General features: G+C 38.1%; 24 protein-coding genes and 2 tRNA genes. 13 read left to right on the top strand and 13 right to left on the bottom strand.

Annotated elements, in window-relative coordinates; translation table 11 throughout:
- Positions 1-5: 5 nt before the first annotated feature.
- Both WNY98_RS19175 and csrA read left to right on the top strand, forming a co-directional pair.
- The gene (locus WNY98_RS19175) at positions 6-1,223 is read left to right on the top strand and encodes an aspartate kinase (RefSeq protein ID WP_342878674.1); all 1,218 of its coding nucleotides are present in this window, start codon (positions 6-8) and stop codon (positions 1,221-1,223) included.
- Positions 1,224-1,314: 91 nt separating this feature from the next.
- A complete protein-coding gene (csrA, locus tag WNY98_RS19170; protein ID WP_004587515.1) occupies positions 1,315-1,506 on the top strand; it encodes a carbon storage regulator CsrA in 192 nt (63 codons plus the stop codon).
- A 49-nt stretch (positions 1,507-1,555) separates the two neighbouring features.
- Here the strand turns inward: csrA and WNY98_RS19165 are convergent, their stop codons facing one another.
- The 3 genes from WNY98_RS19165 to WNY98_RS19155 form a co-directional block, all read right to left on the bottom strand.
- Entirely contained in the window at positions 1,556-2,023 is a 468-nt protein-coding gene (locus WNY98_RS19165) for a YcxB family protein (RefSeq protein ID WP_342878673.1), read from the bottom strand.
- 132 nt (positions 2,024-2,155) lie between these two features.
- Positions 2,156-2,347 (bottom strand): hypothetical protein, encoded by a 192-nt coding sequence (locus WNY98_RS19160; protein ID WP_007378921.1) that lies wholly within the window; start codon positions 2,345-2,347, stop codon positions 2,156-2,158.
- A gap of 56 nt (positions 2,348-2,403) precedes the next feature.
- Entirely contained in the window at positions 2,404-2,577 is a 174-nt protein-coding gene (locus WNY98_RS19155; protein WP_002961939.1) for a DUF1328 family protein, read from the bottom strand.
- A 519-nt stretch (positions 2,578-3,096) separates the two neighbouring features.
- Between WNY98_RS19155 and WNY98_RS19150 the strand changes: the two genes are divergently transcribed.
- The 5 genes from WNY98_RS19150 (at position 3,097) to WNY98_RS19130 (ending at position 7,573) form a co-directional block, all read left to right on the top strand.
- Positions 3,097-3,339: an OadG family transporter subunit gene (locus WNY98_RS19150; protein ID WP_024600764.1), complete on the top strand. Its 243-nt coding sequence runs from the start codon at positions 3,097-3,099 to the stop codon at positions 3,337-3,339.
- A gap of 11 nt (positions 3,340-3,350) precedes the next feature.
- Complete coding sequence (gene oadA / locus WNY98_RS19145; RefSeq protein ID WP_342878672.1) at positions 3,351-5,132, top strand: sodium-extruding oxaloacetate decarboxylase subunit alpha; 1,782 nt, start codon at positions 3,351-3,353, stop codon at positions 5,130-5,132.
- Between the two features lie 13 nt (positions 5,133-5,145).
- Positions 5,146-6,276 (top strand): sodium ion-translocating decarboxylase subunit beta, encoded by a 1,131-nt coding sequence (locus tag WNY98_RS19140; protein WP_002961942.1) that lies wholly within the window; start codon positions 5,146-5,148, stop codon positions 6,274-6,276.
- Positions 6,277-6,411: 135 nt separating this feature from the next.
- Positions 6,412-7,383, top strand: coding sequence for an aldo/keto reductase (locus WNY98_RS19135; RefSeq protein ID WP_170072949.1), 972 nt, complete (start codon positions 6,412-6,414; stop codon positions 7,381-7,383).
- Between the two features lie 13 nt (positions 7,384-7,396).
- Positions 7,397-7,573 carry a hypothetical protein gene (locus WNY98_RS19130; protein ID WP_197186276.1) on the top strand — a complete coding sequence of 59 codons (177 nt, stop codon included), beginning with the start codon at positions 7,397-7,399 and terminating at the stop codon, positions 7,571-7,573.
- A 74-nt stretch (positions 7,574-7,647) separates the two neighbouring features.
- Here the strand turns inward: WNY98_RS19130 and WNY98_RS19125 are convergent, their stop codons facing one another.
- The gene (locus WNY98_RS19125; protein ID WP_024600761.1) at positions 7,648-8,961 is read right to left on the bottom strand and encodes a peptidoglycan DD-metalloendopeptidase family protein; all 1,314 of its coding nucleotides are present in this window, start codon (positions 8,959-8,961) and stop codon (positions 7,648-7,650) included.
- A 310-nt stretch (positions 8,962-9,271) separates the two neighbouring features.
- Between WNY98_RS19125 and tyrS the strand changes: the two genes are divergently transcribed.
- A complete protein-coding gene (tyrS, locus tag WNY98_RS19120) occupies positions 9,272-10,471 on the top strand; it encodes a tyrosine--tRNA ligase (protein ID WP_076925247.1) in 1,200 nt (399 codons plus the stop codon).
- 94 nt (positions 10,472-10,565) lie between these two features.
- On the opposite strand, the gene ampE is transcribed toward tyrS, so the two are convergent.
- The 4 genes from ampE to folE2 all read right to left on the bottom strand — a co-directional run bounded on the left by ampE (position 10,566) and on the right by folE2 (position 13,973).
- A complete protein-coding gene (gene ampE, locus WNY98_RS19115) occupies positions 10,566-11,510 on the bottom strand; it encodes a regulatory signaling modulator protein AmpE (protein WP_342878671.1) in 945 nt (314 codons plus the stop codon).
- Positions 11,511-12,218, bottom strand: a complete 708-nt coding sequence (gene mtnN, locus WNY98_RS19110) for a 5'-methylthioadenosine/S-adenosylhomocysteine nucleosidase (protein WP_342878670.1) — start codon at positions 12,216-12,218, stop codon at positions 11,511-11,513.
- Positions 12,219-12,340: 122 nt separating this feature from the next.
- Positions 12,341-12,937: a DUF2726 domain-containing protein gene (locus WNY98_RS19105; RefSeq protein ID WP_342878669.1), complete on the bottom strand. Its 597-nt coding sequence runs from the start codon at positions 12,935-12,937 to the stop codon at positions 12,341-12,343.
- 115 nt (positions 12,938-13,052) lie between these two features.
- Positions 13,053-13,973, bottom strand: a complete 921-nt coding sequence (folE2, locus tag WNY98_RS19100; protein WP_076925249.1) for a GTP cyclohydrolase FolE2 — start codon at positions 13,971-13,973, stop codon at positions 13,053-13,055.
- Between the two features lie 231 nt (positions 13,974-14,204).
- On the opposite strand from folE2, the gene arcB reads away from it, so the two are divergent.
- Positions 14,205-16,523 carry an aerobic respiration two-component sensor histidine kinase ArcB gene (arcB, locus tag WNY98_RS19095; protein WP_342878668.1) on the top strand — a complete coding sequence of 773 codons (2,319 nt, stop codon included), beginning with the start codon at positions 14,205-14,207 and terminating at the stop codon, positions 16,521-16,523.
- A 16-nt stretch (positions 16,524-16,539) separates the two neighbouring features.
- Here arcB and arcA read toward each other — a convergent pair whose 3' ends face one another.
- The 4 genes from arcA to trmB all read right to left on the bottom strand — a co-directional run bounded on the left by arcA (position 16,540) and on the right by trmB (position 21,320).
- Positions 16,540-17,256: a two-component system response regulator ArcA gene (gene arcA, locus WNY98_RS19090; protein WP_002962549.1), complete on the bottom strand. Its 717-nt coding sequence runs from the start codon at positions 17,254-17,256 to the stop codon at positions 16,540-16,542.
- A gap of 490 nt (positions 17,257-17,746) precedes the next feature.
- Positions 17,747-19,351 carry an ATP-binding protein gene (locus WNY98_RS19085; RefSeq protein ID WP_024600754.1) on the bottom strand — a complete coding sequence of 535 codons (1,605 nt, stop codon included), beginning with the start codon at positions 19,349-19,351 and terminating at the stop codon, positions 17,747-17,749.
- Positions 19,352-19,502: 151 nt separating this feature from the next.
- Positions 19,503-20,528, bottom strand: a complete 1,026-nt coding sequence (locus tag WNY98_RS19080; RefSeq protein ID WP_170072955.1) for a methyltransferase — start codon at positions 20,526-20,528, stop codon at positions 19,503-19,505.
- Positions 20,529-20,594: 66 nt separating this feature from the next.
- Positions 20,595-21,320 carry a tRNA (guanosine(46)-N7)-methyltransferase TrmB gene (trmB, locus tag WNY98_RS19075; protein ID WP_024600752.1) on the bottom strand — a complete coding sequence of 242 codons (726 nt, stop codon included), beginning with the start codon at positions 21,318-21,320 and terminating at the stop codon, positions 20,595-20,597.
- A 161-nt stretch (positions 21,321-21,481) separates the two neighbouring features.
- Between trmB and mutY the strand changes: the two genes are divergently transcribed.
- Both mutY and WNY98_RS19065 read left to right on the top strand, forming a co-directional pair.
- On the top strand, positions 21,482-22,543 hold the full coding sequence (gene mutY, locus WNY98_RS19070) for an A/G-specific adenine glycosylase (RefSeq protein ID WP_121954077.1): 1,062 nt from the start codon (positions 21,482-21,484) through the stop codon (positions 22,541-22,543).
- Positions 22,544-22,578: 35 nt separating this feature from the next.
- Positions 22,579-22,851 (top strand): oxidative damage protection protein, encoded by a 273-nt coding sequence (locus tag WNY98_RS19065; protein WP_024600750.1) that lies wholly within the window; start codon positions 22,579-22,581, stop codon positions 22,849-22,851.
- Positions 22,852-22,904: 53 nt separating this feature from the next.
- On the opposite strand, the gene WNY98_RS19060 is transcribed toward WNY98_RS19065, so the two are convergent.
- Entirely contained in the window at positions 22,905-25,682 is a 2,778-nt protein-coding gene (locus tag WNY98_RS19060; RefSeq protein WP_342878667.1) for an ATP-binding protein, read from the bottom strand.
- 341 nt (positions 25,683-26,023) lie between these two features.
- Here WNY98_RS19060 and WNY98_RS19055 point away from each other — a divergent pair.
- Positions 26,024-26,099, top strand: a tRNA-Phe gene (locus WNY98_RS19055).
- A gap of 71 nt (positions 26,100-26,170) precedes the next feature.
- Positions 26,171-26,243, top strand: a tRNA-Thr gene (locus WNY98_RS19050).
- The last annotated feature ends 2 nt before the right edge of the window (positions 26,244-26,245 follow it).

Below are 26,245 nucleotides of genomic sequence, written 5' to 3'. Positions count from 1 at the left end.
CCTAAGTGGCGCTTATTGTTCAAAAATTCGGTGGCACTTCGGTAGGCTCAATAGAGCGAATAGAAGCGGTCGCCGACCTTGTTGTTAAAACCAGACAACAAGGGCATCAAGTGGTTGTGGTGCTCTCGGCTATGTCGGGAGAAACCAACCGCTTAATTAACCTCGCCAAACAAATCGATACTCGCCCGAGTAGCCGTGAACTAGACGTACTTATTAGCACTGGAGAGCAGGTTTCTGTATCACTACTTGCTATGGCTATAATAAAGCGTGGCCACTCTGCTGTGAGCTTGTTAGCCGATCAAGTCAATATTCTAACCGACAATATGTTTGGTAAAGCTCGTATTGCTGAGGTGGCTGCTACGCGTTTAAAGCATGAACTTGAGCATAACCGTATTGCTATTATTGCTGGGTTTCAGGGGCGCGATGTTGAGGGCAATATTACTACGCTTGGGCGCGGTGGTACCGATACATCGGCTGTAGAAATAGCTGCTGCAATAAAAGCCGATGAATGTCAGATCTATACAGACGTTGACGGCGTATATACTACAGATCCTCGTGTTGAACCTAATGCACGGCGAATGAGCCAAGTAACCTTTGCTGAAATGTTAGAGATGGCGAGTTTAGGGGCAAAAGTTTTGCATATTCGCTCGGTAGAAGCTGCAGGCAAGCATAATGTGCCACTTAGGGTGCTTTCGAGCTTTAATCCTGATGAAGGCACATTAATAAGTTTTGAGGAGAACGATATGCCAAGCAAGGTGGTATCGGGGATTGCGTTTAATCGTGACGAATGTTTAATTAAAGTCGATGGTGTGCCAAGCGGTACACAATATCTTTCAAAAATATTGAAACTTTTTGCTGATAATGGCATCGAAATAGATATGATTAATCAAGTTAATCATATCTTTGAAAAAATAGACTATGCTTTTACTGTGCACTCGAATGATTATCTGCAAGCACTTGAATTATTGAGCGAAGATCAAGCTCAACTCAGTGCTCAAAATATAAGCGGATTACCAACAGTCGCTAAAGTGTCTGCTGTTGGAATGGGTATGAAATCGCATTCTGGTGTAGCAAGTTTATTTTTTGATGCATTAGCGCAGGAAAATATTAATGTGGTTTTAGTCTCGACTTCAGAGATTAAAATTTCAGTTTTAATAGATGAAAAGTACCTAGAGTTGGCTGTTCGTGCATTACACAAAGCATTTTTAACAGAAAATGGATAGATTGAGAGTTTTTACTTACTTTTCAGTCTAATTTTCATTAGTATGTTTAAGCGGAATCTTATAATTTTTATTGGAACATGGGAGCAAGAGAATGCTAATACTAACTCGTAGAGTAGGTGAAACCCTAATGATTGGTGACGAAGTAACAGTTACTGTTCTAGGTGTTAAAGGAAATCAAGTTCGAATCGGTGTTAATGCACCAAAAGACGTATCAGTGCATCGTGAAGAGATTTACATGCGCATACAAGCTGAAAAGTCGAACCCTAATCCGGGCAATGCTTAATCAACACGTATACGTAGTTGAGTAATTAACTCAACTAGTCAAAAGCCACTCACTGAGTGGCTTTTTTGTTTATAAAAGCGAGTGTTTCTGGGGTTAATATCTGTTTTGAAATATACTGCATTCCGCTTTTATTTTTAATAATAATACCTTGCTGCGTATCTATTACTTCGCTTATGTCTTGCCAAGTTAGCTGAAAGCTTTTGTAATGATTAGCCGATTTAATACCTTCTTCATCAAAGGTAAGTATTACCTCAGAGCCTGATGCTCTGCTGAGCATTTGTCTGGTTACCCACCAAGGTCTGCGATAGTAAAAAGCGACGCACTCTAGTACACCTAGCATGATCATAAACGATCCTAAGTAATGATCGTTTAAAACATAAATGCCAAATAAACCAAGCGCAACCAGTAGTACAAGTAAAAAGTACTTAGGTTTGGCGCGTTTACTGTACGGGAGTGACTCATCAAAGCACTCATAAAAGTAGGGTTTATCTAGCGTGTAGGTTGTTGTAAATGCCATATTGCCTTGCTTTAAATATCGTTTTTTTTATTTTAACAAGCTAACCGCTAAATGAGCAGCTTTATAGTCAGTGATTTTATTACAGACACAAAAAAACGGCCCTAAGGCCGTTTTTTAGCGATACAAGAAGAATTAACAGTTAGTTTCTTCAGCGTTTACGCCTTCTTTAACATTTTCACATGCATCTTCTACTTTGTTTTGCACGTCAGTTACTGCTTCGTCAATACGTTCGCCTGCGTCTTCTGCATGGTTGTCTTCACAACCCATGATGAAAAAACTTGCGAATAGACCGATTAGTGCTGCTTTTACAGTTGTTGAATTCATAATGTAATTCCTTGTAAGTTTTAATTAAATTTTAGTGTGTTAGTTGAATGCTTTATCTACCTGGGCGATTTACCACGTAGTGCACCTGAAACTAATGAAATCACTAAAAGTACTAAAAAGATAAAAAATATAATTTTTGCTATACCAGCTGCGGCACCTGCGATGCCACCAAAACCTAACACTGCAGCGATTAAAGCAATAACTAAAAATGTAATTGTCCAGCGTAACATTGTTTTCTCCTTGGTTATCAAATTTGCTCATAATAACTAATGCCAGTTACATGCCAAAGTTTATTTTTTATTAATATCAATTGCTTATGTTTTTTGGTTGTGTTTTTAGTTATTTGTTAGTTAGTAACTTTTACGCTTTGTTATGTAAGTTATTCACACTGTTACAAATTGCTGGCAAAAATCCACTGAGAATAAATTTTTTGGTAAGACCAATTAACAATTAGTGCATGTTTTTGTACTTATTATAAAGTTTGGTGTGTATTTTTATTAAGTTGAATAGTTAATTAACAACTTCTATATAACTATTAGCTATAGTCGTTATTTCCCACGTGTATTGTAGGGCGCATGGTTGCTGGGTTATGGCATGTAAATAAGCTGAGTGTTATGTTGTTTATAGTTTAATTGGTTTTACCAATTTACAAGATGTAGACAAAGCGACTAGTTTTGTTATCATCCAGTGAATAAATATTTAATTAAATCGATTTTTTATTTTCGATATGGGTTTCAAGGGGGAGAAAAATGGATATAGGTGCTCTACTCACAACGGCTGGTAGCTTAATGCTAACTGGTATGGTTGGGGTGTTTGTATTTCTGTCGATATTAATTGGTGCAGTAACGCTTATGTCTAATTTGGTGACGCGCTTTAGCGAACCAGAGGCATCACCAGTTAAATCACCGTCTTTTAAATCTCAAGGTGTGCCTAATGAGCACATCGCTGCTATTAGTGCTGCCATTGCTCAGTACAAATCAAATAACAAATAAGGGGCACACACATGGCTAAATTAAAATTAACAGAATTGGTATTACGCGATGCGCACCAATCATTGCTCGCAACACGTATGCGCTTAGACGATATGCTACCTATTGCTAGCAAGCTAGATGATGCAGGTTATTGGTCTATTGAATCGTGGGGTGGTGCTACATTTGATTCATGTATTCGTTATTTAGGCGAAGATCCTTGGGAGCGTATTCGTGCGCTTAAAAAAGCGATGCCCAATACTAAACAACAAATGCTATTACGCGGTCAAAACCTATTGGGTTACCGCCATTACGCTGATGACGTAGTTGAAAAATTTGTAGAACGCGCGCATAAAAATGGCGTTGACGTATTTCGTATATTCGATGCAATGAACGATGTACGCAACCTTGAAACAGCGATTAAAGCGGCTATAAAAGTAGGCGCACACGCTCAAGGTACTATTTCGTATACAGTTAGCCCTGTTCATACGCTTGAAATGTGGCTAACTCTTGCTAAGCAATTAGAAGATTTAGGTTGTCACTCAATTTGTATTAAAGATATGGCGGGTTTATTAAAGCCATACGATGCTGAAAAACTAATTAAAGCACTTAAAGAAACGGTATCGGTTCCTATTGCTATGCAGTGCCATGCTACAACGGGTTTAAGTACTGCTACTTATCAAAAAGCGATTGATGCAGGCATTGACATGCTTGATACCGCTATTTCATCTATGAGTATGACTTACGGACACACTGCTACTGAAACTATTGTATCGATAGTTGAAGGTACCGAGCGCGATACTGACCTTGATTTAAATCACCTAGAAGAAATTGCTGCTTACTTTAGAGATGTACGTAAAAAATATGCGGCATTTGAAGGTAGCTTAAAAGGGGTTGATGGTCGTATTTTACTAGCTCAAGTACCTGGTGGCATGCTTACAAACATGGAAAACCAACTTAAAGAGCAAGGCGCGGCAGATAAGCTTAATGAAGTTTTACTTGAGATCCCACGCGTACGTGAAGATCTTGGCTTTTTACCTTTAGTAACACCCACGTCGCAAATTGTAGGTACTCAAGCAGTACTTAACGTGCTAACTGGTGAGCGTTATAAAACAATCACTAAAGAAACTGCTGGCGTATTAAAAGGTGAATATGGCTTAACACCAGCACCAATGAATAAAGAGCTACAAGAGCGTGTGCTTGATGGAGCTGAGGTTATTATTTGTCGCCCTGCAGATAACATTGCACCAGAGCTTGCAACGCTTGAAGCTGAATTATTAAAAGAAGCGCAAGAGCAAGGTTTAACACTTGCTGATGATCAAATTGATGATGTACTAACTTATGCATTGTTTCCACAAGTTGGTTTGAAGTTTATTAAAAACCGCAACAACCCAGATGCATTCGAGCCAGTACCTTGTGTTGAAGATAAAAGCAGTAAAGCACCTTCTAAATCAACTTCAAACAATAACGGCGTAAAAGCTGAGCAGTACAGCGTAAAAGTAGATGGTAAAGTTTACGACGTAGTAGTGGCGCAAGGTGGTGAACTTAAAGAAGTAACCTTAAAAGACTCTGAGCACATTCCCCAGTCGGCTTCGGTAGCATCAGGCGAAACGCTTAACGCACCTCTAGCCGGTAATATTTTTAAGATTAAAGTAAAAGCTGGGCAAGTTGTTAACGAAGGCGATGTAGTGATTATTATGGAAGCCATGAAAATGGAAACTGAAATACGCGCTACGCATACCGGAACAATTGCTGAAGTGTTAGTTAGTGAAGGCGATGCTGTAACTACCGGCGACGCTATGATTGCATTAGCTTAGGAGTAAATAGAGGATGGAAGGTATTTTAAACCTCTGGAATGCGACAGGCATTGCTAACTTTACAATCCCATCGTTAATAATGATTGCGGTAGGGTGTTTATTACTGTTTTTAGCGATAGCTAAAGGCTTTGAACCACTATTATTACTACCTATTGGTTTTGGTGCGATTTTAACAAATGTACCAGTGGCAGGTTTGTCAGACCCAGGTGGGCTTTTGTACTACGTTTATTATGTGGGTATTGATACGGGGATTTTTCCGTTATTGATATTTATGGGAGTAGGGGCGCTAACCGATTTTAGTGCGCTTATTGCTAATCCACGTATGTTGCTATTAGGTGCGGCTGCACAGTTTGGTATTTTTGCGACTCTGTTTGGTGCGATATTATTAAACTATGTGCCAGGCTTTGAGTTTACTTTACAGGATGCATCGGCTATTGCGATTATAGGTGGAGCAGATGGACCTACTGCAATATTTTTAGCGTCAAAACTGGCACCTGATTTACTTGGTGCAATAGCGGTAGCCGCATACTCATACATGGCACTTGTGCCAATTATTCAGCCGCCAATTATGCGTGCGTTAACAACTCCAGAAGAACGTAAAATAAAAATGCCAGAGCTTCGTAAAGTATCTAAAAAGGAAAAGATTATTTTCCCTCTTATGGTGCTTAGCTTAACGGCTATGTTTTTACCGGCTGCTATACCGCTGGTAGGTATGTTTTGTTTAGGTAACTTAATGCGAGAGTCAGGTGTTGTTGATAGATTAAGTAACAGTGCTCAAAACGAAATCATCAATGTTACAACTATATTTTTAGGCTTAGCTGTAGGCTCAAAGCTTGCTGCAGATAAGTTTTTAACTGTTGAGACGATTGGTATTTTAGTACTTGGCGCACTCGCGTTTGCAATTGGTACGGCATCTGGCGTATTTATGGCAAAAGGACTTAATCGCATATCTAAAACACCTATAAACCCATTAATAGGGGCGGCAGGTGTATCGGCTGTGCCAATGGCGGCACGAGTAGTAAACAAAGTAGGTCTTGAAAGTAATCCTCATAACTTTTTACTTATGCATGCAATGGGACCAAATGTTGCGGGCGTTCTTGGTAGTGCAGTTGCTGCGGGTATTTTATTAGCACTTGTTGGTTAAATTAATTTTAATCCAACCGATTAGCGCAGTTTACTGCGCTTTTTTTTGTTCTTAATTTCTTCGCCGCTAAATGGTTTCTTGTTCAGCGCTTTTTGTTTACAGTAACAGCTCTTCAAAATTTTAAGGATAGTTATCATGCTTCACACACCTTTAGCAAAGCACTTACCTCATGTTAGTAAACTTGTATTCGGATGCATGGGTCTGGGCGGCGGTTGGAATAAAGACGCAATTACTGATGCACATGTTAAGCAAACTCATGAATGTATAGATAATGCTATTGAAGGTGGCATTAACTTTTTTGACCATGCTGATATTTATACTTTTGGTAAAGCTGAGCAGGTTTTTGGTAAAGCATTAAGTGAGCGACCAGAGCTTAGAGAGCACATGTATATTCAATCTAAGTGTGGGATTCGTTTTGAAGATGACTTAGGACCAAAGCGCTATGATTTTTCGGCTAAGTGGATTGAGCAATCAGTTGAAGCATCCTTGAAGCGATTAAATACAGAGTATTTAGACGTACTTATGCTACATCGTCCTGATCCTCTCATGGAAGTTAACGAAATTGCTCGTATATTTAGTTGCTTAAAAGAAAGCGGTAAAGTGCGCAATTTTGCAGTATCTAATATGCAGCAGCACCAAATGAATTTTTTACAGCACGCACTTGATATGCCTATTGTGGCTAATCAAATTGAGGCTAGTTTGCAAAAGCATCAGTTTGTTGATGAAGGTGTATATGCCGGTAACAGTGACGGTAAAGATCTTAATTTTACACCAGGTAGTATTGAGTACTGTCGCCATTTTGAAATTCAAATTCAAAGCTGGGGCAGTTTATGCCAAGGTTTATACAGTGGTAGTGATTTATCAAACGCATCGCAGGCCGATATAAACACGAGTCTTTTAGTTAATAAACTGGCTGCACTTTATGATACTTCTGCTGAGGCGATTGTAATTGCCTGGTTACTTCGCCACCCCGCATCTATTCAGCCTATTATTGGAACAACTAATGCTAAGCGTATTAAAGCCTCTTGTGATGCTGTAAACGTAGAGCTAACTCGTGAGCATTGGTATGCACTTTATGTAAGCGCTAAAGGGCATGAGCTACCATAAGTAGGGCGCTAATATGAATATATTCGTTATTTTAATTGGATTGTTTGTCGCGCTGGCGATACTCATTCCACTGCTTGAAAAATATCAAAGTAAAATAGGGCTTGCTGGCGCAACCAAATACAGTAAATATATTTGGCCGCTAGTGATGGTATCTTTAGTTATTCAGCTCATTTATGTATTAATGAATTGATGGTTTATAGCGTATACAAAAAAGCCTTTGCAGATTTAACCTGCAAAGGCTTTTTTAATGTTTATTAATAAGCTTTATTTTAGTGCTAACTGTAGCTCGCGATTGCGCTCAAGTTGGGCAATAAAGTTATCTGCAATCGGTTTAAACTTAGCCAGTTCTGAGCGAGGTAATGGCTCTGACTTAGGAAGTTTAACGGTTTTAGGATTACGATGAACGCCATTTACTAAAAACTCATAGTGTAAATGCGCGCCAGTAACACGACCAGTAGAACCTACAGTACCAATTTGTTGGCCCTGTTTAACTTTTTGGCCTGTTTTAACCAGTTTCTTATTTAGGTGTAAGTACTTAGTTACATATTGTGTGCCATGGCTGATAAATACGTAGTTACCGTTGTACTTGCTGTAACCCGCTTTAACTACCTTACCGTTACCTGATGCGACTACTGGTGTGCCAGTGCGTGCTGCAAAGTCGATACCACGGTGCGCTCTAACTTGCCCAGTAACAGGATGAAGTCGCTTAGGATTAAAGCTAGAACTAATATACTTAAAGCTTACAGGTGCACGTAAAAAGGCTTTTTTCATGCTACGCCCTTCAGGCGTATAAAAATTGCCGTCGGTATGGCGAATCGCTGCAAAGCGCTGACCTTGGTTTACAAATTCAGCGGCAATAATTTTACCGGTACCAATAAACTCGCCATCAACATAATGAGACTCGTAAATTAAGCCAAATAAATCGCCTTTACGAATATCATTTGCAAAATCAACATCCCAACCAAATATGTCAGCAAAGTTCATTATTTGGCGCTCGCTTAAACCTGCCGCAATTGCTGAAGTCCAAAAGTTATTAGATATTTCGCCGCCAGCGGTTTTAGTTAGCGTTTCAATTTCTTTACTATCGATAGCTGTATCGTAATTACCTTCGTCGTTTAAGGTAACAAATAAAGTATCTGTTTTTGAAATTACATAACGCAGTTGAGCCAAAGAGCCATCTTCAGCAGTAGCAAAACTGAGTACTTCACCTGGATGAATTTTAGTTAGCTTGCGAGTCTCTGCATTAGTGTTAATTAGTTTATGAAGCGTTTGAGCTGAAAAACCAGCACGCTTAAAGATAATTGCTAAATTGTCGCCATTTTTAACTTTATGATCGACAAAGTCGTATTCTGGTAACTTTTCTGCTGCTTGCTCTGAATTTAGCTCAGTTAATTTTTCGTTGTCATCAACTTTAACTTGTAACTCATAGCGCTTACCAATTTCTAGTGCATTTGCACTATTGTCTTTGGATGCAGTGGCTTTTTCAGAAGGAAGAAAGGCTAAGCCAACAATAGCAGAAACCAAACCTAGAATAAGCAATTTGTGTTTTTTGGGGAGCGTGTGAACCACGTGAACCATAACGTGCCTTTTCTGCTGTCAAGATAATAAATACGTAATATTGCAGGATATACTTAATAATGTGCGAATACTAGTGTTTTGTAGATTTAAACTACGCTAAAATCAGGGGTAGAAAGCCTTTTTTAACGTCCTATCTAACTAAGACTCAATTCATTTAGTTTAGTTGCCCTAATAACTTAAAAAGTTATTTTAATTAGATAGAAATTTGTTATGTTAGCTACATATATATGTTCGGTTTAAACCTTAATAAAAACCGTGATTACAAGTAACTAGTCGCCCCTTCGTAGGCAGAATTTTGGAGTAATACAAAGTGGATTTACAAACCGCTCTAGCAGAGATAAAACGCGGTGCAGAAGAAATATTAATTGAAGACGAACTAGTTGAAAAACTAAAGTCGGGCAAAAAGCTAAAAATAAAAGCAGGCTTTGATCCTACAGCACCTGATTTACATTTAGGGCACACTGTACTAATTAATAAAATGAAAACCTTTCAGGATCTAGGTCATGAGGTTATTTTCTTAATTGGTGACTTTACTGGCATGATTGGCGACCCAACAGGTAAAAACGTAACGCGTAAACCACTTACTCGCGAAGACGTATTAGCCAATGCTGAAACATATAAAGAACAAGTATTCAAAATTCTCGACCCTGCTAAAACCACTGTTGCATTTAACTCTACTTGGATGGAAAAGTTAGGCGCTGCAGGTATGATAAAACTTGCTGCAAACCAAACCGTAGCGCGCATGCTTGAACGTGATGACTTTAAAAAGCGTTATGGCAGCGGTCAACCAATTGCAATTCATGAGTTTTTATACCCTCTGGTACAAGGTTGGGATTCGGTTGCACTAGAGTCTGATGTGGAACTAGGTGGTACTGATCAGCGCTTTAACTTACTAATGGGTCGTGAGCTACAGAAAGTTGAAGGCCAAAGGCCGCAAACAGTATTAATGATGCCATTACTTGAAGGTACTGACGGCGTTCAAAAAATGTCTAAGTCACTTGGTAATTACATTGGTATTACTGATGCGCCAAACGATATGTTTGGTAAAATAATGTCAATTAGTGATGTGCTAATGTGGCGTTATTACGATTTATTAAGCGCGCTTTCTATTGAAGAAATTGCAGCTCAAAAAGAGCGTGTTGAGCAAGGTACTAACCCGCGCGATATTAAAATAGAACTAGCTAAAGAGTTAATTGCTCGTTTTCATAGTGAAGCTGATGCACAAGGTGCACATGATGATTTTATTCAGCGTTTTCAGAAAAAAGCGTTACCAGATGAAATCCCTGAGCTGACAATCACTATTGCAGAAGATACTATTTTAATTGCTAACTTGCTTAAAGAAGCAAATTTAGTAGTTAGTACGTCAGAAGCAATGCGCATGATTAAGCAAGGTGCAGTTAAACTTAACGGTGAAGATAAAATCACTGATACCAAACTTGAAGTAGCAAAAGGTACAACGGCTATTTACCAAGTAGGTAAACGTAAGTTTGCAAACATCACTGTAGCTTAAATACAGTATGAAACTAAAAAACCAGCCTAGGCTGGTTTTTTTGTGCTTGTATTTTGGGTCTGTAAATAGTTACGAGGTAGCCACTAAATAGTCACTAAATCACTTTTAATATTTCAATACTTACAATTACTAACAACCAAAATACACGGGCCTGATTTAACCTATTAATTATTACAGGCACATCCTCGGGGGTAGGTAATCTATCAGCACCAATACGCATTTTATTAAAGCGAGTACCCAAATAAACCGCAGGCCCGCCTAGTTGTACTCCAAGTGATGCAGAACATGTACTGAGTAGCCAACCAGTATTAGTTTGATAAAAGTGCCTGCCGTAATGCTTTATGTAGTGCATGCTTTGTTTGCTCGCTCTACTTGCTGCAATAGTTAAAGCCAGCAAGCGCATTGGAATATACTCAATAATAAACAAGAGAATTTTAAGCGGTTTTAAAAAGTAGCTATTTGGGGGTATATCACTACGCCAGGCTTGTTGTATTAAAGTAAGTAATCGATAGGCGAGAGCAGCAATAGGGCCAAAGGCTAAAAATATAAATATAACTACGAAATAGTATCGAGCAGTGCGCAGTATTAAACTCTCAATTAATGCTTTGATAATACCAGGAGATGAAAGCCTATTAACTTCACGGGCAAGCAGTGGTTTTAGTAATTCGCGTGCCGTCGATTTTTGATTTTGTTTAGTTAGCTTTGCAATACGGAGCGCTTTTTTATCAATACTCTTACTTTCTAAGCATAAGTATAAAATAAGACCTGCGAGTAATTCAGGGTAAAAAGCAAACTCAAGCAATAACACGACTATAATGAGAATAACACTTAAAATGAGCGTGCTTGCGAGTATAGCTGCTAAATATTGATAGCTTTTAGGTTCTTTGCGTTTGTATATACGCTTGCCAATAGCACTAAAAACCGCGCTTAACGCTGTATTAGGATGATACCAGCTAACAAGAGGAATAAAGCGCTCAGCAAGGAGCGCTAGTATGAAGGCAATAAAGTCCAAGTGGTTTTGAACAATATTGCTAAGCATTTAAAGAGACACTGCAGTTAGCTTTTCTAAAAGTGCGACAACCATTTTAGATGAGTTGATTGATGCTGTTTCTAGGTATTCTTCAAATGATTGTGGTGACTCTTTACCTGCAATATCAGACATTGAGCGAATAACAACAAATGGCGTGTTAAGCGTAAAACACGTTTGTGCAATTGAAGCGCCTTCCATTTCAACGGCAAGCATTGTAGGAAAATCACTGCGTGCTTTATCAATACGTACCGGATCACACATGAAGGTGTCGCCAGTACAAATTAAGCCAACAAGTGTTTTAACATCACTGATTTGTTCGATTGTTTGTTGTGCTGCTTCTACTAATTTTGGGTGAGCTGCAAAGCCTGCTGGCATTTGAGGTACTTGGCCAATTTCGTAGCCAAAAGCAGTAACATCTACATCGTGGTGACGTACTTCTGACGAAATTACTACGTCGCCAACACTTAGTGATGGATCGAATCCACCGGCAGAGCCTGTGTTAATTACGCAATCAGGTTTGAAGTTATCAATCAGTAAGGTGGTTGCAATCGTTGATGCTACTTTACCAATACCAGATTGAACAAGTGTTACTGTGTTACCAGCCAATTCACCAGTATAAAAAGTGAAACCTGCTTTAGTTAAAATTTTTGGGTTTTGCATCGCTTCACGTAAAATTTTAACTTCTGGCTCCATTGCGCCAATAATACCAACATTCATAATGTTTAATTCCTGAGTTTGAATCACTTGATTATACGTGAAGTTAGCAATAAAAAACAAAAAAGCGAGCTTGTTTTTGAGCTCGCTTTAAATACTTTTTAGGAGAGTATTTAATTTGGTTTTTAAATTTCAGCTAAAGCAGTTGTTTGTGCTTTAGCTTGAGAAGGTGAAAGTACCGCTGGCTTATGTGAGCGATTACGAACAGGGCGCTGCGTTTGTGTTGCTGCAGGCTTACCAAGTTTAAACATAATTGCATCGCGTACTTCAGAAGGACGGTAGCCCGATTTAACTTTCATACGAATATGTGGAATACCCGCAGACTCTAATGCACCGTTTACAAACCAGTCGCGTTGAGCTTTGTGGCCATCTTTATTGGCATTGTTAACTAGGTCAACAGCCGCAACAATAGTAAGTTTTTCTTTGTCGATTAATACAAAGTCGAGTTGCTTATTTTTAGCTTTAACTAAAGCAGCACGTTTAGATTTAACAGAAAGACCTTGCTTACAGTCAATAACGTCAATTAACTTAACGCGACTAACAACTTTATATTGATCGCCAACAGCTCGTTCTAGAAGATTTAAAAAAGCGCCTTCAACCTGAGTGAAAACAGTTTGCTTGCGGGTAAAAGGATACGGGTTTCCGCCATCGTCATTAAATTTTGACGCAACAACAGAGGCCCCGACAACTAACACTAAGATTAATAATAAAGCGAATTCCATACGGTAACTCCATAACAACAAATTGACACTGCTCAAATAAAGCAATTTACGTGCCTAAAAAGTATGGGTTATAAAATAAATACCGTTTGTTTTTAAAAGTGAAACTACGCAGCAATTAAGCTTTGTAGCCACTTTCAATGCCTTTAACCGCAATAGCTACAGCATCGTGTGCATGTAGTGATTCATAATGGTTTATTTGCAGCCAGTAGTCGCTGTAATTACCATCCTCCAGCAATGCTTTTATTTTACGTGCGGCATCTTCACAAAACATAAGGTTTTGGCCATTTAAACGGGCAAATTCTTGCTCGTCTTCGCGTTTTACTGCCGCTTGTACAGGCGTTTTAAGTTCAGCTTCAAGGGTATTAATTAGCGTCACAACGTCAAACTCTTGAATATTGCTATCAAGCTTTACTTTTACGTTTGCAATAGAGCGCTGCGAGTGAGGTGTCGCTACAATACCTTGTGTAGTGCCTAGCCACTCGTGGACATCTTTTTGGCTTAAGGTTTCTTGGTTAAACTTTTCGTTAAACGCATTTTGTATAAGCTGGCGCGCAAGTGCCGCAGAGCATGGGCACGTTGAAGAATAGGTAACATCTACGGTTAGCTCGTAGCTAATAATGTTATTTTCAATTGTACTGGTAAGTACAACTGGGTAGCTTTTCCAGCCCGCTTTACCACTTAATAGTGATTTACGGCGTAGCGGTAATTCAAATTTAAATTCAATTTGTGCTTTATCGCTTAGCCCTTCGTGGCTAGTTATAAAGGTATCGAGTGCTTGCGCTATTGTTTGCGGATTAACTTGCTGCTCGGTTGAAAGCAGGTCAAGTGCCAAAAATAGGCGTGACATATGAATGCCTTTGGCATCTTCTTTATGCAAATTAACAAATGCACGGGCTTTAGCGTTTACTGTTACCGGTGATAAGTCTCGCGATTCAAAAATAAATGGCAGTTCGATTTCGCCCATGCCAACCCAGTCTAATTTACCTGTTTGTAAAGCGGGTGCTGTGTCTGCTATATCTGGCATATTGGTTTGCATGTGCGCTACTCGTATTTGGAGATAATAAAGCGGGGCATTTTACACTAAATAATTTATTGCTGAAATGATGAGTTGAGGAGAGAAGCAAAATCAAACATGAAAAATTCTGTTTTTATCGCACAACATGAATATAGGGAGAAGAAAAATGCTAAAATCTGGGTAAATGGTATGTTTATACATGCGCATTGCCTTCTTTATATTTAAGCACACAGCTAAGAGATAAAATTACGTATGACCGATTATTCTTTGAGCCCATGGGCTCGGGTACTTTCCAGCTCAATAACGCGATTTGGTGAATTTAAAACCGCAGCTATTTGTTACACCTTATTTTTAACTGTATCTCTTATTTTATCGAGCATGTTTTATTATGTCGCGATTGGTGAATTGCATCTTGTTGATATTTTGGCTGTGGTGTTTTTTACTGCTGTGGTTTCCCCTTTAATTATAAGTGTATTGCTTAATTCAATTCGCCAATTAGATGCATCGTATGCTTATTTAGATAGCGCAACCAAACAAGAAAAGCTTTTAAATCAAACATTAAAAGATAATATTAGTCGTCTAAATATTGAAATTGACGAACGTAAAATGGCGTTTCATGCCAAGCACCGTGCTATCGAAGAGTTGCGCCGAGAAATTGCTGAACGTAAAAAAACTCAACAAGAACTTGCTCAACAAAGCATGTTGCAACGCTCAATCGTTGATTCATCTCCCGATTTATTTTATTACCGCGATAACAACGGTGTATTTGCCGGCTGTAATAAAATGTTTGAAGAAGTAATGGGTAAATCAAGCAGCGAACTGATTGGTAAAACGGTTGAGCAAATATTTCCGAGTCATTTTTTAGCTGAAGTTTTGGCAACCGACAAAGAGGTAGAGCAGAGCCATAAAGCACTAACTATAGATGTAGGCTATGAAGTGGACGGTGAAACACGTTGGTTTGAGCTGCGTAAATTACCTTTTATAAATGATGACGGTGACTACATTGGTTTATTGGGTTTTGGTCGTGATATCACTAGCCGTAAAGAAGCAGCTCAAGCACTTGAAACTGCCTATAAAGACAAAGGTAAGTTTATTGCTACGCTGAGCCATGAACTACGTACACCATTGAATGGTATTGTTGGTTTAACGCGTATGTTATTAGATACAGAGCTTAATAAGCAACAGCGTAGTTGGGGCAATACTATTTTTTCGAGTGCTGAAACACTCGGTAATATTTTTAACGATATTATAGACTTAGATAAAATAGATAGAGATCAGCTCGATATAGCAACCAATTCTATTAATGTGTCAGACTTTATAAACGATGTAGTTAATTTTGCAGGCTTAATAGCGGAGCAAAAAGAGCTTGAGTTTGATATTAAACGCAATGGTATGCTGGATATTTACGCGCAGCTCGATCCAACTCGACTACGCCAAGTTGTTTGGAACTTAATTAACAACGCAGTTAAGTTTACTCAACAAGGAAAAGTAACACTCGAATGTAGCCGAGAAAATCGTGTAGAAGGCCCATGGTTAGTTATTAAGGTATCGGATACTGGTCAAGGTATTCCACCCGAGCAGCTTGCCCATATATTTGATATGTATTACAAAGCACCGGATTTAAAAGGGACTAACGCGATAGGCTCAGGTATTGGTTTAGCTGTAACCAAGGCACTTGTAAGTGCAATGAAAGGGATAATCACAGTCAATAGTACTGAAGGTGAGGGAAGTTGTTTTACAGTGCAAATACCGCTTAGTTTATGTATTGCACCTACAGAGCAAAGTTATGTTGGCCGAGGCTTGTATATTTTACTAGTGGAAGATGTGCCTCTTAACGCCGAAATTGCTACAAACTTATTAGAGCAACGCGGCCATGAAGTTTTATGGGCTGAAACCGGTGAGGATGCACTTTCGTTTGTTGAAACCGAAGATGATCTCGACTTAGTTCTACTTGATATGCAGCTACCAGATATAAACGGTGACGTGGTTGCTAAGCAAATACGTTCAGATAGCCATTTTGATAAATTACCAATAGTTGCTTTAACAGCTAATGTACGTAGTGCTGAAAAAGAGCTTGAGGGTATATCAATACAAGGCGCACTGGCTAAACCAATTAACACAGTTAAGCTTGATAAAATGCTGGCTGACTTATTTGGCATTAAGCAAAGTGAATGCTCAGAACCACAACTTAAAGTGAGTGAAGAAGCACTTGAAGGTATTGATGCACACCTATTAGATATTGAAACAATAGAAGACTTTGTAAATTCAATGGGTTTGGTCGTATTTAGGCGCAGTAGTCAGTTATTCGAAAAGCTAAGTCCACAATATCAGCAAGAATTACTTACTTCATTAACTGCCAGTGATAGAGAAGAATATGAATCAGTGGCACATAAACTTAAAGGTGCGGCTGGCTCAGTAGGTCTTAATGATGTGCAGCTTCATGCCAAAGTAATGGAGCATGGTGCAATAGATGAATCTGATGAAGTATTAAAGAAGTGGTTAGATGTTCTAGCAGATAAAATAAATGAAGGACAAAAAGCCCTTCATTTATTTTTACAGCAATTAGAGTGAAACTAATTAGCTCTCATTAAGCGTCAATTTTACCAATGAAACGGTAACCTTCACCATGGATGGTGCTGATTAACTCTGACGTTGAGTTATCACTTTCAAAATGCTTACGAATTCGACGAATAGTAACATCAACAGTACGGTCATTTGCACGAAGCTCACGTCCTGTCATGTGTTTAATTAATTGCTCACGGCTAAAGATACGACCTGGAGAATCAAGCATTAAACGAAGTGCTCTGTACTCACCTTTTGGTAAACGCTTAGCGTCGCCATTTGGAGAAGTAAGACAACGGCTATTTTCATCAAGTTCCCAGCCGTTAAATGTAATAACACCATTTGTTTCTAGTGCTGACTCTTCACCGCCTAAAGCAGTACGAGTAATAAGGTTGCGAGCTCTAATAGTTAATTCACGTGGGTTGAATGGCTTAGTAACGTAGTCATCTGCGCCAATTTCAAGACCTAAAATACGGTCAACATCATTGTCACGACCTGTTAGGAATATAAGGCCCACTTTACGCTTTTGGCGTAATTCACGGGCTAAAATAAGACCGTTTTTACCAGGAAGGTTGATATCCATAACTACAAGATTAACGTCATCGTTATTTGTAAGCTTGTCATGCATATCATCGCCATCAATGGCTTCAATAACTTTGTACCCTTCAGCTTCAAATAAACTAACTAGGTTCAGTCGAGTTACGTCTTCATCTTCTACGATTAGAATGACTGGCGTTTGCATTATTAATTAACCTTTTGGAATATTTTATTTATAAAAAACCGGTGACGAATTTATAACCGATTACTAGAGATTATAGGATTATACCCATTTGTTAACAAGGAAAAAACAAATTGGATAAAAATAAAACAGTAGGGTGTCCAAAGTCTACTAAAAAGGGCAGTGCAAAAACTACTGTTTAATTGATATATACGTGGATGTAGCTATTTGAATCATAAAGTCGAAGCCATTTTCCTTTAATAATTGATACATCATTCAATCAAACAAGGTACTTAAAATAATCAGACTAATTCAAAGCAAAACTATATCACTTTCTAACCTTTCATCAATGTATGTGATACAGCAAAGATAAAAAAGTTCATAAATCGCTTAGTAATATTTATTTAATGTAATTAAATAGTATTACACGCTTATCACATGCCTCATTAATGAGGTCATTAAATGCGAATTCAAGGATAAATTTTAAATATATGTACTTTTTAGTGATCTTTATTTAAGGAATAGTAATTATAAAGCGAGCACCGTGTTTTTCTTCAAGATCAAACATAACTCTTCCGCCGAGAGCCTGTGTTACTAAGTTGTATACTAAGTGCATCCCTAGGCCGCTTGCGCCTTGTCCTCGCTTTGAAGTTACAAAAGGGTCAAAAATTCTATTTTTAATATTTTTATCAACGCCTTGACCATTGTCAGAATAAACGATTGTTAATTTTTTCCCTACCAGTTCTACATCAAAGCGAATTTCATTATTTTCTTTACCTATAAATCCATGGATTACAGAGTTCATAAGTAACTGCTGAAACACCTGCTGTAGAGGTTCGGACTTACTATGAATGGCCAAATCGATCGGGCAGTTAATGATAACGACAGGCTTTTTAGGCAGTAACTCAGATTGAATTGATATTAAAACATCGCTAATTAATTTATGCACATTAATGTAGGTATTAACACCGTCGTCTTGAATAACGGCGACTTTTTTAAAATTAGAAATAAGGTCAGCGGCACGATTTAAGTTACGATAAATTAAGTCTAAGTTTTCAATACCTTCATCTATAAATCGTTTTAAGTGGTTAGAGGTTAGTTTTTTATCATTAAAGCTTTGTTGTATATCTGCTAGCTTATCTCGTAGTAATGTAGAACCTGTAATACCAAGCCCTATTGGTGTATTCACTTCATGGGCAACACCTGCCACCATTTGCCCTAAAGACGCCATTTTTTCGTTTTCAACAATTTGTGTTTGATACTGGTGCATTCGCTCAAGGGTTGATAATAGCTCTTGATTTGCCTCTCTGAGAGCAATAGTTCGTTGACTTACTTTTTCTTCAAGACTTTGGTTGAGCTGTTTTATTTCTTGTTTATCTTTTTCGTGGCGCTCAAGCTGCTTTTTGGTACGTGCAAGCATGATATTTAAACTATTTGAAAGGGCGGTTATTTCTTTTACATCGGTTCCTGGCGCGCGTGCATCATAGTTATGATTTTTAGATACATCCTGCAATAGCATGCTTAGCTGTTCTATTGGCTTAGCTATACGTCTTTGAACTTTTATAGCAATAAAGTAAACAACTACCAAAATTAATAGCGTTAATAGCACATCTATTAATATTTTCCTTTCAATATAAGTTTCTAAACTTTCCAGACTTCCTCGCATGTATACATAACCGACCAACTGTTCGTTATCGTAAATAGGGCGGGTTAGTTCAATATTATCGCTCGTAATTCGTGGTGTTTTTAGTTCATCAACACTGTCTATTCTTAGCGGTACTGGAGGCGTTTTTTTTGCATTGAAACTAATAAAAAAAACAGGTTTTTTTGATGCTTTTTCTATTGAATAAATATGTATGTTTTTGACAAGAGGGATGTTTTCAAATGACTTGAGGCGTTTTTCTTCTGTTTTTCTATCATCTTCAGCTACTGATTTACCAGCATCAAAAGCTACAATTTCAGAAAGTATGACGAGTTTATTAATGATTAATTGCTTTTGCTCTTTTACGCTTAAATACGTAGAGATCGAAATAGATAGCGACAAGCAAATAGCTGTAATAAGCATAATTAAGTTAATGAGCGCTTTACGAATGCTACTTTGATGAACTTTTTTAGGCATTATTTCATTATCGCCTGAGTTAATTTTAATTATTTAGAATTTTAGTTTAGCAAAGACAGGAGAAAATGAAGGAAAAAAGCTAAATTAATTCTTATATTTATACGAAGGTTAGCTTGAGTACAGTTGGACTCAAGCGTTTTAAAAAATAATATTAGCTGCTATATACGGCAAACTTGTTATTTTTAAATACAGTTTGGTAGCTTTCAAATTGCGTTTCTAAAATAGGCGGGTACTTTAGAAAGCTGTTAGCTACAATATTCAGCTTTCCTGCTTTAGTTAAATGCTGTTTTGCATTTGCTAAAAATGTCTCTGCTACTGTGTAGTCGGTTGCAATACCCGTATGAAAAGGTGGATTGCTAATAATTAAATCAAACTTACCGGTAATGCTTTTAAGGCCGTCACTTAATATCGCTTCGCCTTTGATGCTGTTAAGCTTTAGGGTTTGCTGTGTTGCGTAAGTTGCCAGTGCACTTACATCACTACACACAAACTCAAGTGCTGGGTTATGCAGCCCTAAAAAGGTTGCTATTAAACCTGCGCCACAACCGAAGTCGAGAACCCTACCTTGCTTAATTGTCGGTGCGTTTTCGAGTAGAACTTTCGTTCCCATATCTAAACTACCGTGATTAAACACCCCAGGGACACTAATAGCTGTAAACTCGGTGTCAGCAACATTAACAACAAACTTTTTATGGTAGGTCGTAATATCAAAATTAGGGTGCTGGGTAATCTCAGCAAATGAGTAAAGAACGCAGTGCTTAGCCGAATCTATTTTGTTACTAAACTCTGCTTTGCCAGCTAATTGCTTTTCAATTGATTTAACACCACTTTTATTTTCACCTACCACTAATAGCTCGGCATCATCAGTAATAGCAGCTCGAATATTATCAAGCGCCATTAATAACTCTGGTTTTGATTTAGGATAGTAAAGAATAACTAAATCATAGCCGTTACCAGGTATTGTGTGATTTACGTGGATTTCAACGTCTTTGCTGTTTTTAGCAAACTCACCGTTAGCATGGTTGTAGCTAAATGCAGTTACCTTGCTTTGCGGGTTAAGCTTTTTAAGCTCTGTTAAAAAGCCATCTTGAACAAAGTTGACCACCAAGATAGATTTGCCCGTTAATGCCTCGCTATTACGAAGTAACAGTAAGCTTGGGTTGGTTAGTACGCTCATAAATGGCTTTGCCTTACAGTATGTTTAGTTTTATCAAAAATAAAAGTGAGTGCTTAAAGTTACAAATTACTCAGTACGTTCAAACATTAAATCCCACACGCCATGACCTAGGCGATGTCCGCGCTGCTCAAACTTAGTAAGCGGGCGCAAATCTGGACGTGGAACATAATCGTTAGTTTCTGATTGGTTTTTAAAACCAGGAGCTACATTCATTACTTCAAGCATATGCTCTGCATAGTTTTCCCAATCTGTTGCCATATGAAAAACGCCACCCATTTTAAGTTGGGCTCTTAGTTTTTCAACAAACTCAGTTTGTACAATACGGCGTTTGTGATGGCGCTTTTTATGCCAAGGATCAGGGAAAAACAATTGTAGAGTTGTTAAGCTTTCATTAGGTATACAATCTGCAAGTACTTCAACTGCATCGTGTTCAAAAACACGTAAGTTAGTAATGCCTGCTTCATCGGCATCCATTAAACAAGCACCAACGCCTGGGCGGTGTACTTCAATACCAATAAAGTTTAGGTGAGGGGCATTTGTTGCCATTTCGACAAGCGATTTACCCATACCAAAACCAATTTCTACTACTACATCGTTGTTATTGCCAAAAACTTCGCTTAAATCAAGCATACCGTTTTTATGCTCTAGGCCCATTGTTGGCCAGCATTTTTCGATTGCAGCGGCTTGGCCTTTGGTTAATCGACCTTCGCGTTTTACAAAACTGCGAATGGTGCGGATGTATTTACCTTCTTGCTTAGCTTGCTCAAGGTTAGTGTTGCTTGATTCACTCATATTATTGGCCTGACAAAAACAATGTGTTTAAAAATGGTTGCATATTATCCCTGACCGAGCCCGCAATCACAAGTATTAGCTGGTTTTACAAGCCCTATAGCTTGATCTTTTTATTAACTACAATAGACTGAGCCGCCATTGAGCGTCAGTAAAAGTACAATATGTTGGATTTAAATAAAGAACAGTCTAATTCGTTTTCTAATCAAGTCGTTGATTGGTATCACCTTCATGGGCGTAAAACACTTCCATGGCAGTTGGGTAAAACACCTTATAAAGTGTGGGTGTCTGAGGTGATGCTCCAGCAAACTCAAGTTATTACTGTTATCCCATATTTTGAAAAATTTATGCAAAGCTTTCCAGATATTATTGCTTTAGCTGATGCTGATGAAGATTTAGTACTGCATCACTGGACCGGCTTAGGGTATTACGCTCGTGCGCGTAACTTACATAAAACAGCTAAAATAGTACGTGACAAGTACCAAGGCGAATTTCCGCAAACGCTTGATGAAGTAATGGATTTACCGGGAATAGGGCGCTCTACTGCCGGGGCTGTTTTATCATTGTCGCTTGGGCAGCATCATCCAATTTTAGATGGGAATGTTAAGCGAGTCTTAGCGCGCTACTTTATGATAGAAGGTTGGTACGGTGTTAAAAAAGTCGAAAACCAGCTTTGGCATTTATCAGAGCAATTAACACCTAAAAATAATGTCACCGAATTTAATCAAGCTATGATGGATTTAGGAGCGAGTGTTTGCTCACGCAGTCGCTTTGATTGCGAGGCTTGCCCATTAAATTCAGGTTGTGGTGCCTTTAATGCAGGTAAAGTAAAAGAGTTTCCACATTCTAAACCTAAAAAAGCAGTGCCAAAGAAGAGTTGTCATCAGTTAATTGTTCAGTGCGGCGATAAAGTGCTTATGGAAAAACGCCCTAACAGCGGTATTTGGGGAGGACTGTTTGGCTTTTTTGAATTTAATGAGTACGAGGAGCTTCAAACGTTTTTAGCTCAGCAAGGATTAGAAGCCGACTTAGTAGAGCTTGAAGCATTTATTCATGTGTTTTCACATTTTGAGCTGAAGATTAATCCGCATGTACTCAATGTTAAGAAAATTCCTGATGTAGTAAATGACAAACAATTAGTGTGGTATCCGCTTGATCAATCAATAGAGGTTGGCCTAGCAGCGCCAACTAAAAAGTTGGTTAAACAAATTACAGCAATAGTATAGAATAGTCCCATATTTAGCGTTAGAGAGAATCAATCATGGCACGTACAGTATTTTGTCAAAAGTTACAAAAAGAAGCCGAAGGGCTTGGCTTTCAGTTATACCCTGGTGAAATTGGTGAAAAGATTTTTAATAACATCTCTAAAGAAGCGTGGGGTCAGTGGCAGCATAAGCAAACAATGCTTATTAACGAAAAGCATTTAAATATGATGGACCCAGAGCACCGCACATTTTTAGAAGAGCAAATGGTTGGCTTTTTGTTTGAAAATAAAGATGTGGAAATTGAAGGTTATCGACCGCCTGAAAAATAATATTTTAAACATAAAAAAAAGGGCTAAATAGCCCTTTTTTTGTGTACAATTATTTAATCACTTAACTCATCTTCTTGCTCAGAAATTTTAATTTGTTCTTTTAAAAATTGAGCTGCCTTAGAGTATTCAATTTCTAACTTATCTCTTAAGTCTATTAATTCATCGGTAGTGAGTTCACCTTTTTTACATTTATCTTCAAATGCACTTGAAAGTTCTGCCACCGTTTGGGCACCAATTGTTTTGGATATCGATTTTAATTGATGACACCCTTCAATAATCTCATCTAAATCGTTAACCATAACGCCTGAATTAATCCCCTTAATTAGCCCTTGGCTTTGTTCTAAATACATTTTGAAAAAGCGTAACTGTTTAGCTTCGTCACCATTTACATATTTAGCAACTGCTTCCATATCAATAGGTAGCGCCATGGTTTGATGGATAACTACATTTGGGTTTTGGCTTTGCTTATCGCTCCAGCGTTTTAAAGTGTCCTCTAACGCGTTTAGCTCTATAGGTTTGGTAATGAAGTCGTTTATACCTACGGCTAAACAACGCTCTTTTTCGCCTTTAAGTGCGTTTGCTGTTACAGCAATAATGTAAGGCTGCGCATCAATTGATTCTAATAACTCTGCTTCGTTACGGATTTTTTCGACCATATCGTAACCCGACATTTTAGGCATGTGTAAGTCGGTTAAAATAAGTGAGTAATCACCTTTTCTCCACATATCTAAGCCTTCTTCACCGTTGTTTGCTATCTCAACGCCAAAACCTAGTATGTGTAATTGATCGGTTAGCACTTGTTGGTTTAGAAGGTTATCTTCAACAAGTAAAACCAATTTGTTTGATTGACGAGCCTGCTCAACATTTAAATAATTATTAAGTGTTTTGGTTTTTTTAATTTGTTTAGGTGTATGCAAACCTGCAGCTACTAAAATAGACAGCATAAAGTTAGACTTACATAGAGGAGAGGCATTAATATAAAAAATATTATTATGATTTATAGCCGCTTCATCAAGCTTGCTTAGTACAACAACTTGTTGGTTATAATCCTCTAATGAATAAAATAAGCGTCTTAGCAGCGCGTTTGTTTTATCCATATTGTCTATGCCATCAGCCACCCAAATAATATCTTGCGAATGTTGATGCTCTTCAATTTCTTCTTCTGTGTGTGCATAAACTATTTTAGCGCCCATAAACGATAAATAACGGTACATTGTTTTTTCACGTTCTAGGTGATTACTAACTACAACAATTTGCTTGCCATTTAATGCACCTTTGTGTGCGTACTTAATTCTACCCGATGTGCTAAACGGCAGTTCAACAGTAAACTCACTGCCAATTCCTGTATGGCTAGTTACATGAATAGTACCTAGCATAAGCTCAGTTAAGCTTTTACAAATAGAAAGACCTAAACCTGTCCCTCCATATTCTCGGGTAATCGAATTTTCGGCTTGAATAAACGGATTAAATATTTCGCGTAGTTGTGCCTGCGACATGCCTTTACCGTTATCAGTTACGCAAAAGCGTAAGGTAAAGTGATCAGTCGTATTATGTACCACCTCTACTGATATTTTTACATGCCCTTGGGTTTTTTCATCAGTGCTCGTAAATTTAATTGCGTTGCTACATAGGTTATAAAGAACCTGACGTACACGTACGCTATCGCCGGTAAGATTTATAGGAATATCTGGCGCTATTGCTAGCTCTAAATCAAGCTCACGTTTTTTAGCAACAGATGAAAGCACACGAGCAACTTCTTCAATAGTATCGGTTACTGAAAAGGGGATCGGGTCAATATTTAGCTTTCCAGCCTCAATTTTAGAAAAATCTAAAATATCATCCAAAATACTCAATAATGAGAACGCTGATTCACGAATAATCGTACTTAAGCGATGCTGAGCGCCATCAAGTTCGGTTTGGCGAAGTAAATCAATAGTACCTATAACACCATTCATTGGCGTTCTAATCTCATGACTCATGGTTGCTAAAAACGTTGTTTTAGTCTCGCTTGCTCGCTCTGCTTTTAGTGTCGCTTGCTCAAGCGCTAAAGTACGATTTTGTACTTCGGCCTCTAGACCATTTTGTAATTTATAAAGCTCTTTTTGGGCTGCGTCATTCTCGCTCATTGCAGTTTGTACTTTTTGTAGCAATAAGTTGATGTTTTTTGCTACTACACCTAAACCAATATCAAGTTGCTCGTCAACATTACTATTGTAATTAGCATCTTCAGTGATTGCCTGTAACTCTTGAGTAAGAGTGTCAGTACTTTTACGTAAGCGCGTATTAATGTACATATTAAACATTAAAGTAAGTATAAATAATGCAGCAACACTCGCTATCGCAATAATATAAGCGATAACTTGAGAATCTTGAGCGCTTAAAGGCGTGGCTGGTATGTTTTTCTTAATAATAAGCTCGCCAATGGGCTGATCGTTTAACAATAGTAGGTGATGCAGGATACCTTCTTCTTTTAAGTGCTTTTCAGTTTTAACAGAAGCGATGGCTGGTTTACTGCTGCTATATACCAACTGAGTGGCAGATGCTGGATTGAAGCGATATAGAGTATATTCAAAGTCACCGTCCAATAAGGAGGTTAAATCAAGTAACTGTTTTACTTTACCTTGACCATACATAGTTAATGCATCAACCATTGGTAAGTCTAATCTATCGGCAAGCGTTACAATATTAACAGATGATGCTGGTTGGGCTGTCTTAACTTCAGTTTGTGTATAAAATGAGTGGGCAACAATAGCGAGCGCTGTTACAGCAATATTAATGATTAAAAAAAGTGGCAGTAAGCCTTTTACTGGCGATGAGAATTTACTCTGCATTGATTTTTTCCAATTGATGTGTTTTTACTACGATAAGTCCCTATCGTACGTATCTAAGCTAATCGTAACATTTACAAAAAATAATTCACTACGGTTTTAGTCTGATTTAATTATATATATTTATAGTTATAGTCCGATTTGTGGTAAAAATGAACGTTATTAATAAAAAATGTACTGAGTTGTCTGAAAACCGTTCAAACAGTTATAAAGAATAAAAAAAAAGTTGACTTGTAAGGGCAAAACTCGTTTAATACGCCGCACGCCCAGATAGCTCAGTCGGTAGAGATGAGTGGGAATTGCATTAAAAATCCTTTAAGATTTTTAATTAGCACTGTTTAAGTGCCTCGATAGCTCAGTCGGTAGAGCAGAGGATTGAAAATCCTCGTGTCCGTGGTTCGATTCCGCGTCGAGGCACCATTTATTAAAGTAGTGGTGTTTAATCAAAAATTTAAACATTATTACGCGTGCCTTAGCACACAGTTTTGCGTGCCGACTTAGCTCAGCTGGTAGAGCAACTGACTTGTAATCAGTAGGTCAACCGTTCGACTCGGTTAGTCGGCACC

This window comes from Pseudoalteromonas sp. AS71 (assembly GCF_038900275.1).
In the GTDB taxonomy this organism is placed as follows: domain Bacteria; phylum Pseudomonadota; class Gammaproteobacteria; order Enterobacterales; family Alteromonadaceae; genus Pseudoalteromonas.
Note: the sequence above shows the minus strand (reverse complement) of the source record. Positions and strands in the feature narration are given on the sequence as shown.

Bases quoted from the DNA above. Each gene is read 5' to 3' on its own strand.
- arcB (WP_342878668.1), top strand. From the start codon at position 14,205: ATGACCGATTATTCTTTGAGCCCATGGGCTCGGGTACTTTCCAGCTCA.
- WNY98_RS19065 (WP_024600750.1), top strand. From the start codon at position 22,579: ATGGCACGTACAGTATTTTGTCAAAAGTTACAAAAAGAAGCCGAAGGG.
- csrA (WP_004587515.1), top strand. From the start codon at position 1,315: ATGCTAATACTAACTCGTAGAGTAGGTGAAACCCTAATGATTGGTGAC.
- ampE (WP_342878671.1), bottom strand. From the start codon at position 11,510: ATGCTTAGCAATATTGTTCAAAACCACTTGGACTTTATTGCCTTCATA.
- mutY (WP_121954077.1), top strand. From the start codon at position 21,482: ATGTTGGATTTAAATAAAGAACAGTCTAATTCGTTTTCTAATCAAGTC.
- WNY98_RS19085 (WP_024600754.1), bottom strand. From the start codon at position 19,351: ATGCCTAAAAAAGTTCATCAAAGTAGCATTCGTAAAGCGCTCATTAAC.
- WNY98_RS19125 (WP_024600761.1), bottom strand. From the start codon at position 8,961: ATGGTTCACGTGGTTCACACGCTCCCCAAAAAACACAAATTGCTTATT.
- mtnN (WP_342878670.1), bottom strand. From the start codon at position 12,218: ATGAATGTTGGTATTATTGGCGCAATGGAGCCAGAAGTTAAAATTTTA.
- WNY98_RS19130 (WP_197186276.1), top strand. From the start codon at position 7,397: ATGAATATATTCGTTATTTTAATTGGATTGTTTGTCGCGCTGGCGATA.
- WNY98_RS19150 (WP_024600764.1), top strand. From the start codon at position 3,097: ATGGATATAGGTGCTCTACTCACAACGGCTGGTAGCTTAATGCTAACT.
- WNY98_RS19140 (WP_002961942.1), top strand. From the start codon at position 5,146: ATGGAAGGTATTTTAAACCTCTGGAATGCGACAGGCATTGCTAACTTT.
- WNY98_RS19165 (WP_342878673.1), bottom strand. From the start codon at position 2,023: ATGGCATTTACAACAACCTACACGCTAGATAAACCCTACTTTTATGAG.
- WNY98_RS19155 (WP_002961939.1), bottom strand. From the start codon at position 2,577: ATGTTACGCTGGACAATTACATTTTTAGTTATTGCTTTAATCGCTGCA.
- WNY98_RS19105 (WP_342878669.1), bottom strand. From the start codon at position 12,937: ATGGAATTCGCTTTATTATTAATCTTAGTGTTAGTTGTCGGGGCCTCT.
- arcA (WP_002962549.1), bottom strand. From the start codon at position 17,256: ATGCAAACGCCAGTCATTCTAATCGTAGAAGATGAAGACGTAACTCGA.
- WNY98_RS19160 (WP_007378921.1), bottom strand. From the start codon at position 2,347: ATGAATTCAACAACTGTAAAAGCAGCACTAATCGGTCTATTCGCAAGT.
- folE2 (WP_076925249.1), bottom strand. From the start codon at position 13,973: ATGCAAACCAATATGCCAGATATAGCAGACACAGCACCCGCTTTACAA.
- oadA (WP_342878672.1), top strand. From the start codon at position 3,351: ATGGCTAAATTAAAATTAACAGAATTGGTATTACGCGATGCGCACCAA.
- WNY98_RS19135 (WP_170072949.1), top strand. From the start codon at position 6,412: ATGCTTCACACACCTTTAGCAAAGCACTTACCTCATGTTAGTAAACTT.
- WNY98_RS19060 (WP_342878667.1), bottom strand. From the start codon at position 25,682: ATGCAGAGTAAATTCTCATCGCCAGTAAAAGGCTTACTGCCACTTTTT.
- WNY98_RS19080 (WP_170072955.1), bottom strand. From the start codon at position 20,528: ATGAGCGTACTAACCAACCCAAGCTTACTGTTACTTCGTAATAGCGAG.
- trmB (WP_024600752.1), bottom strand. From the start codon at position 21,320: ATGAGTGAATCAAGCAACACTAACCTTGAGCAAGCTAAGCAAGAAGGT.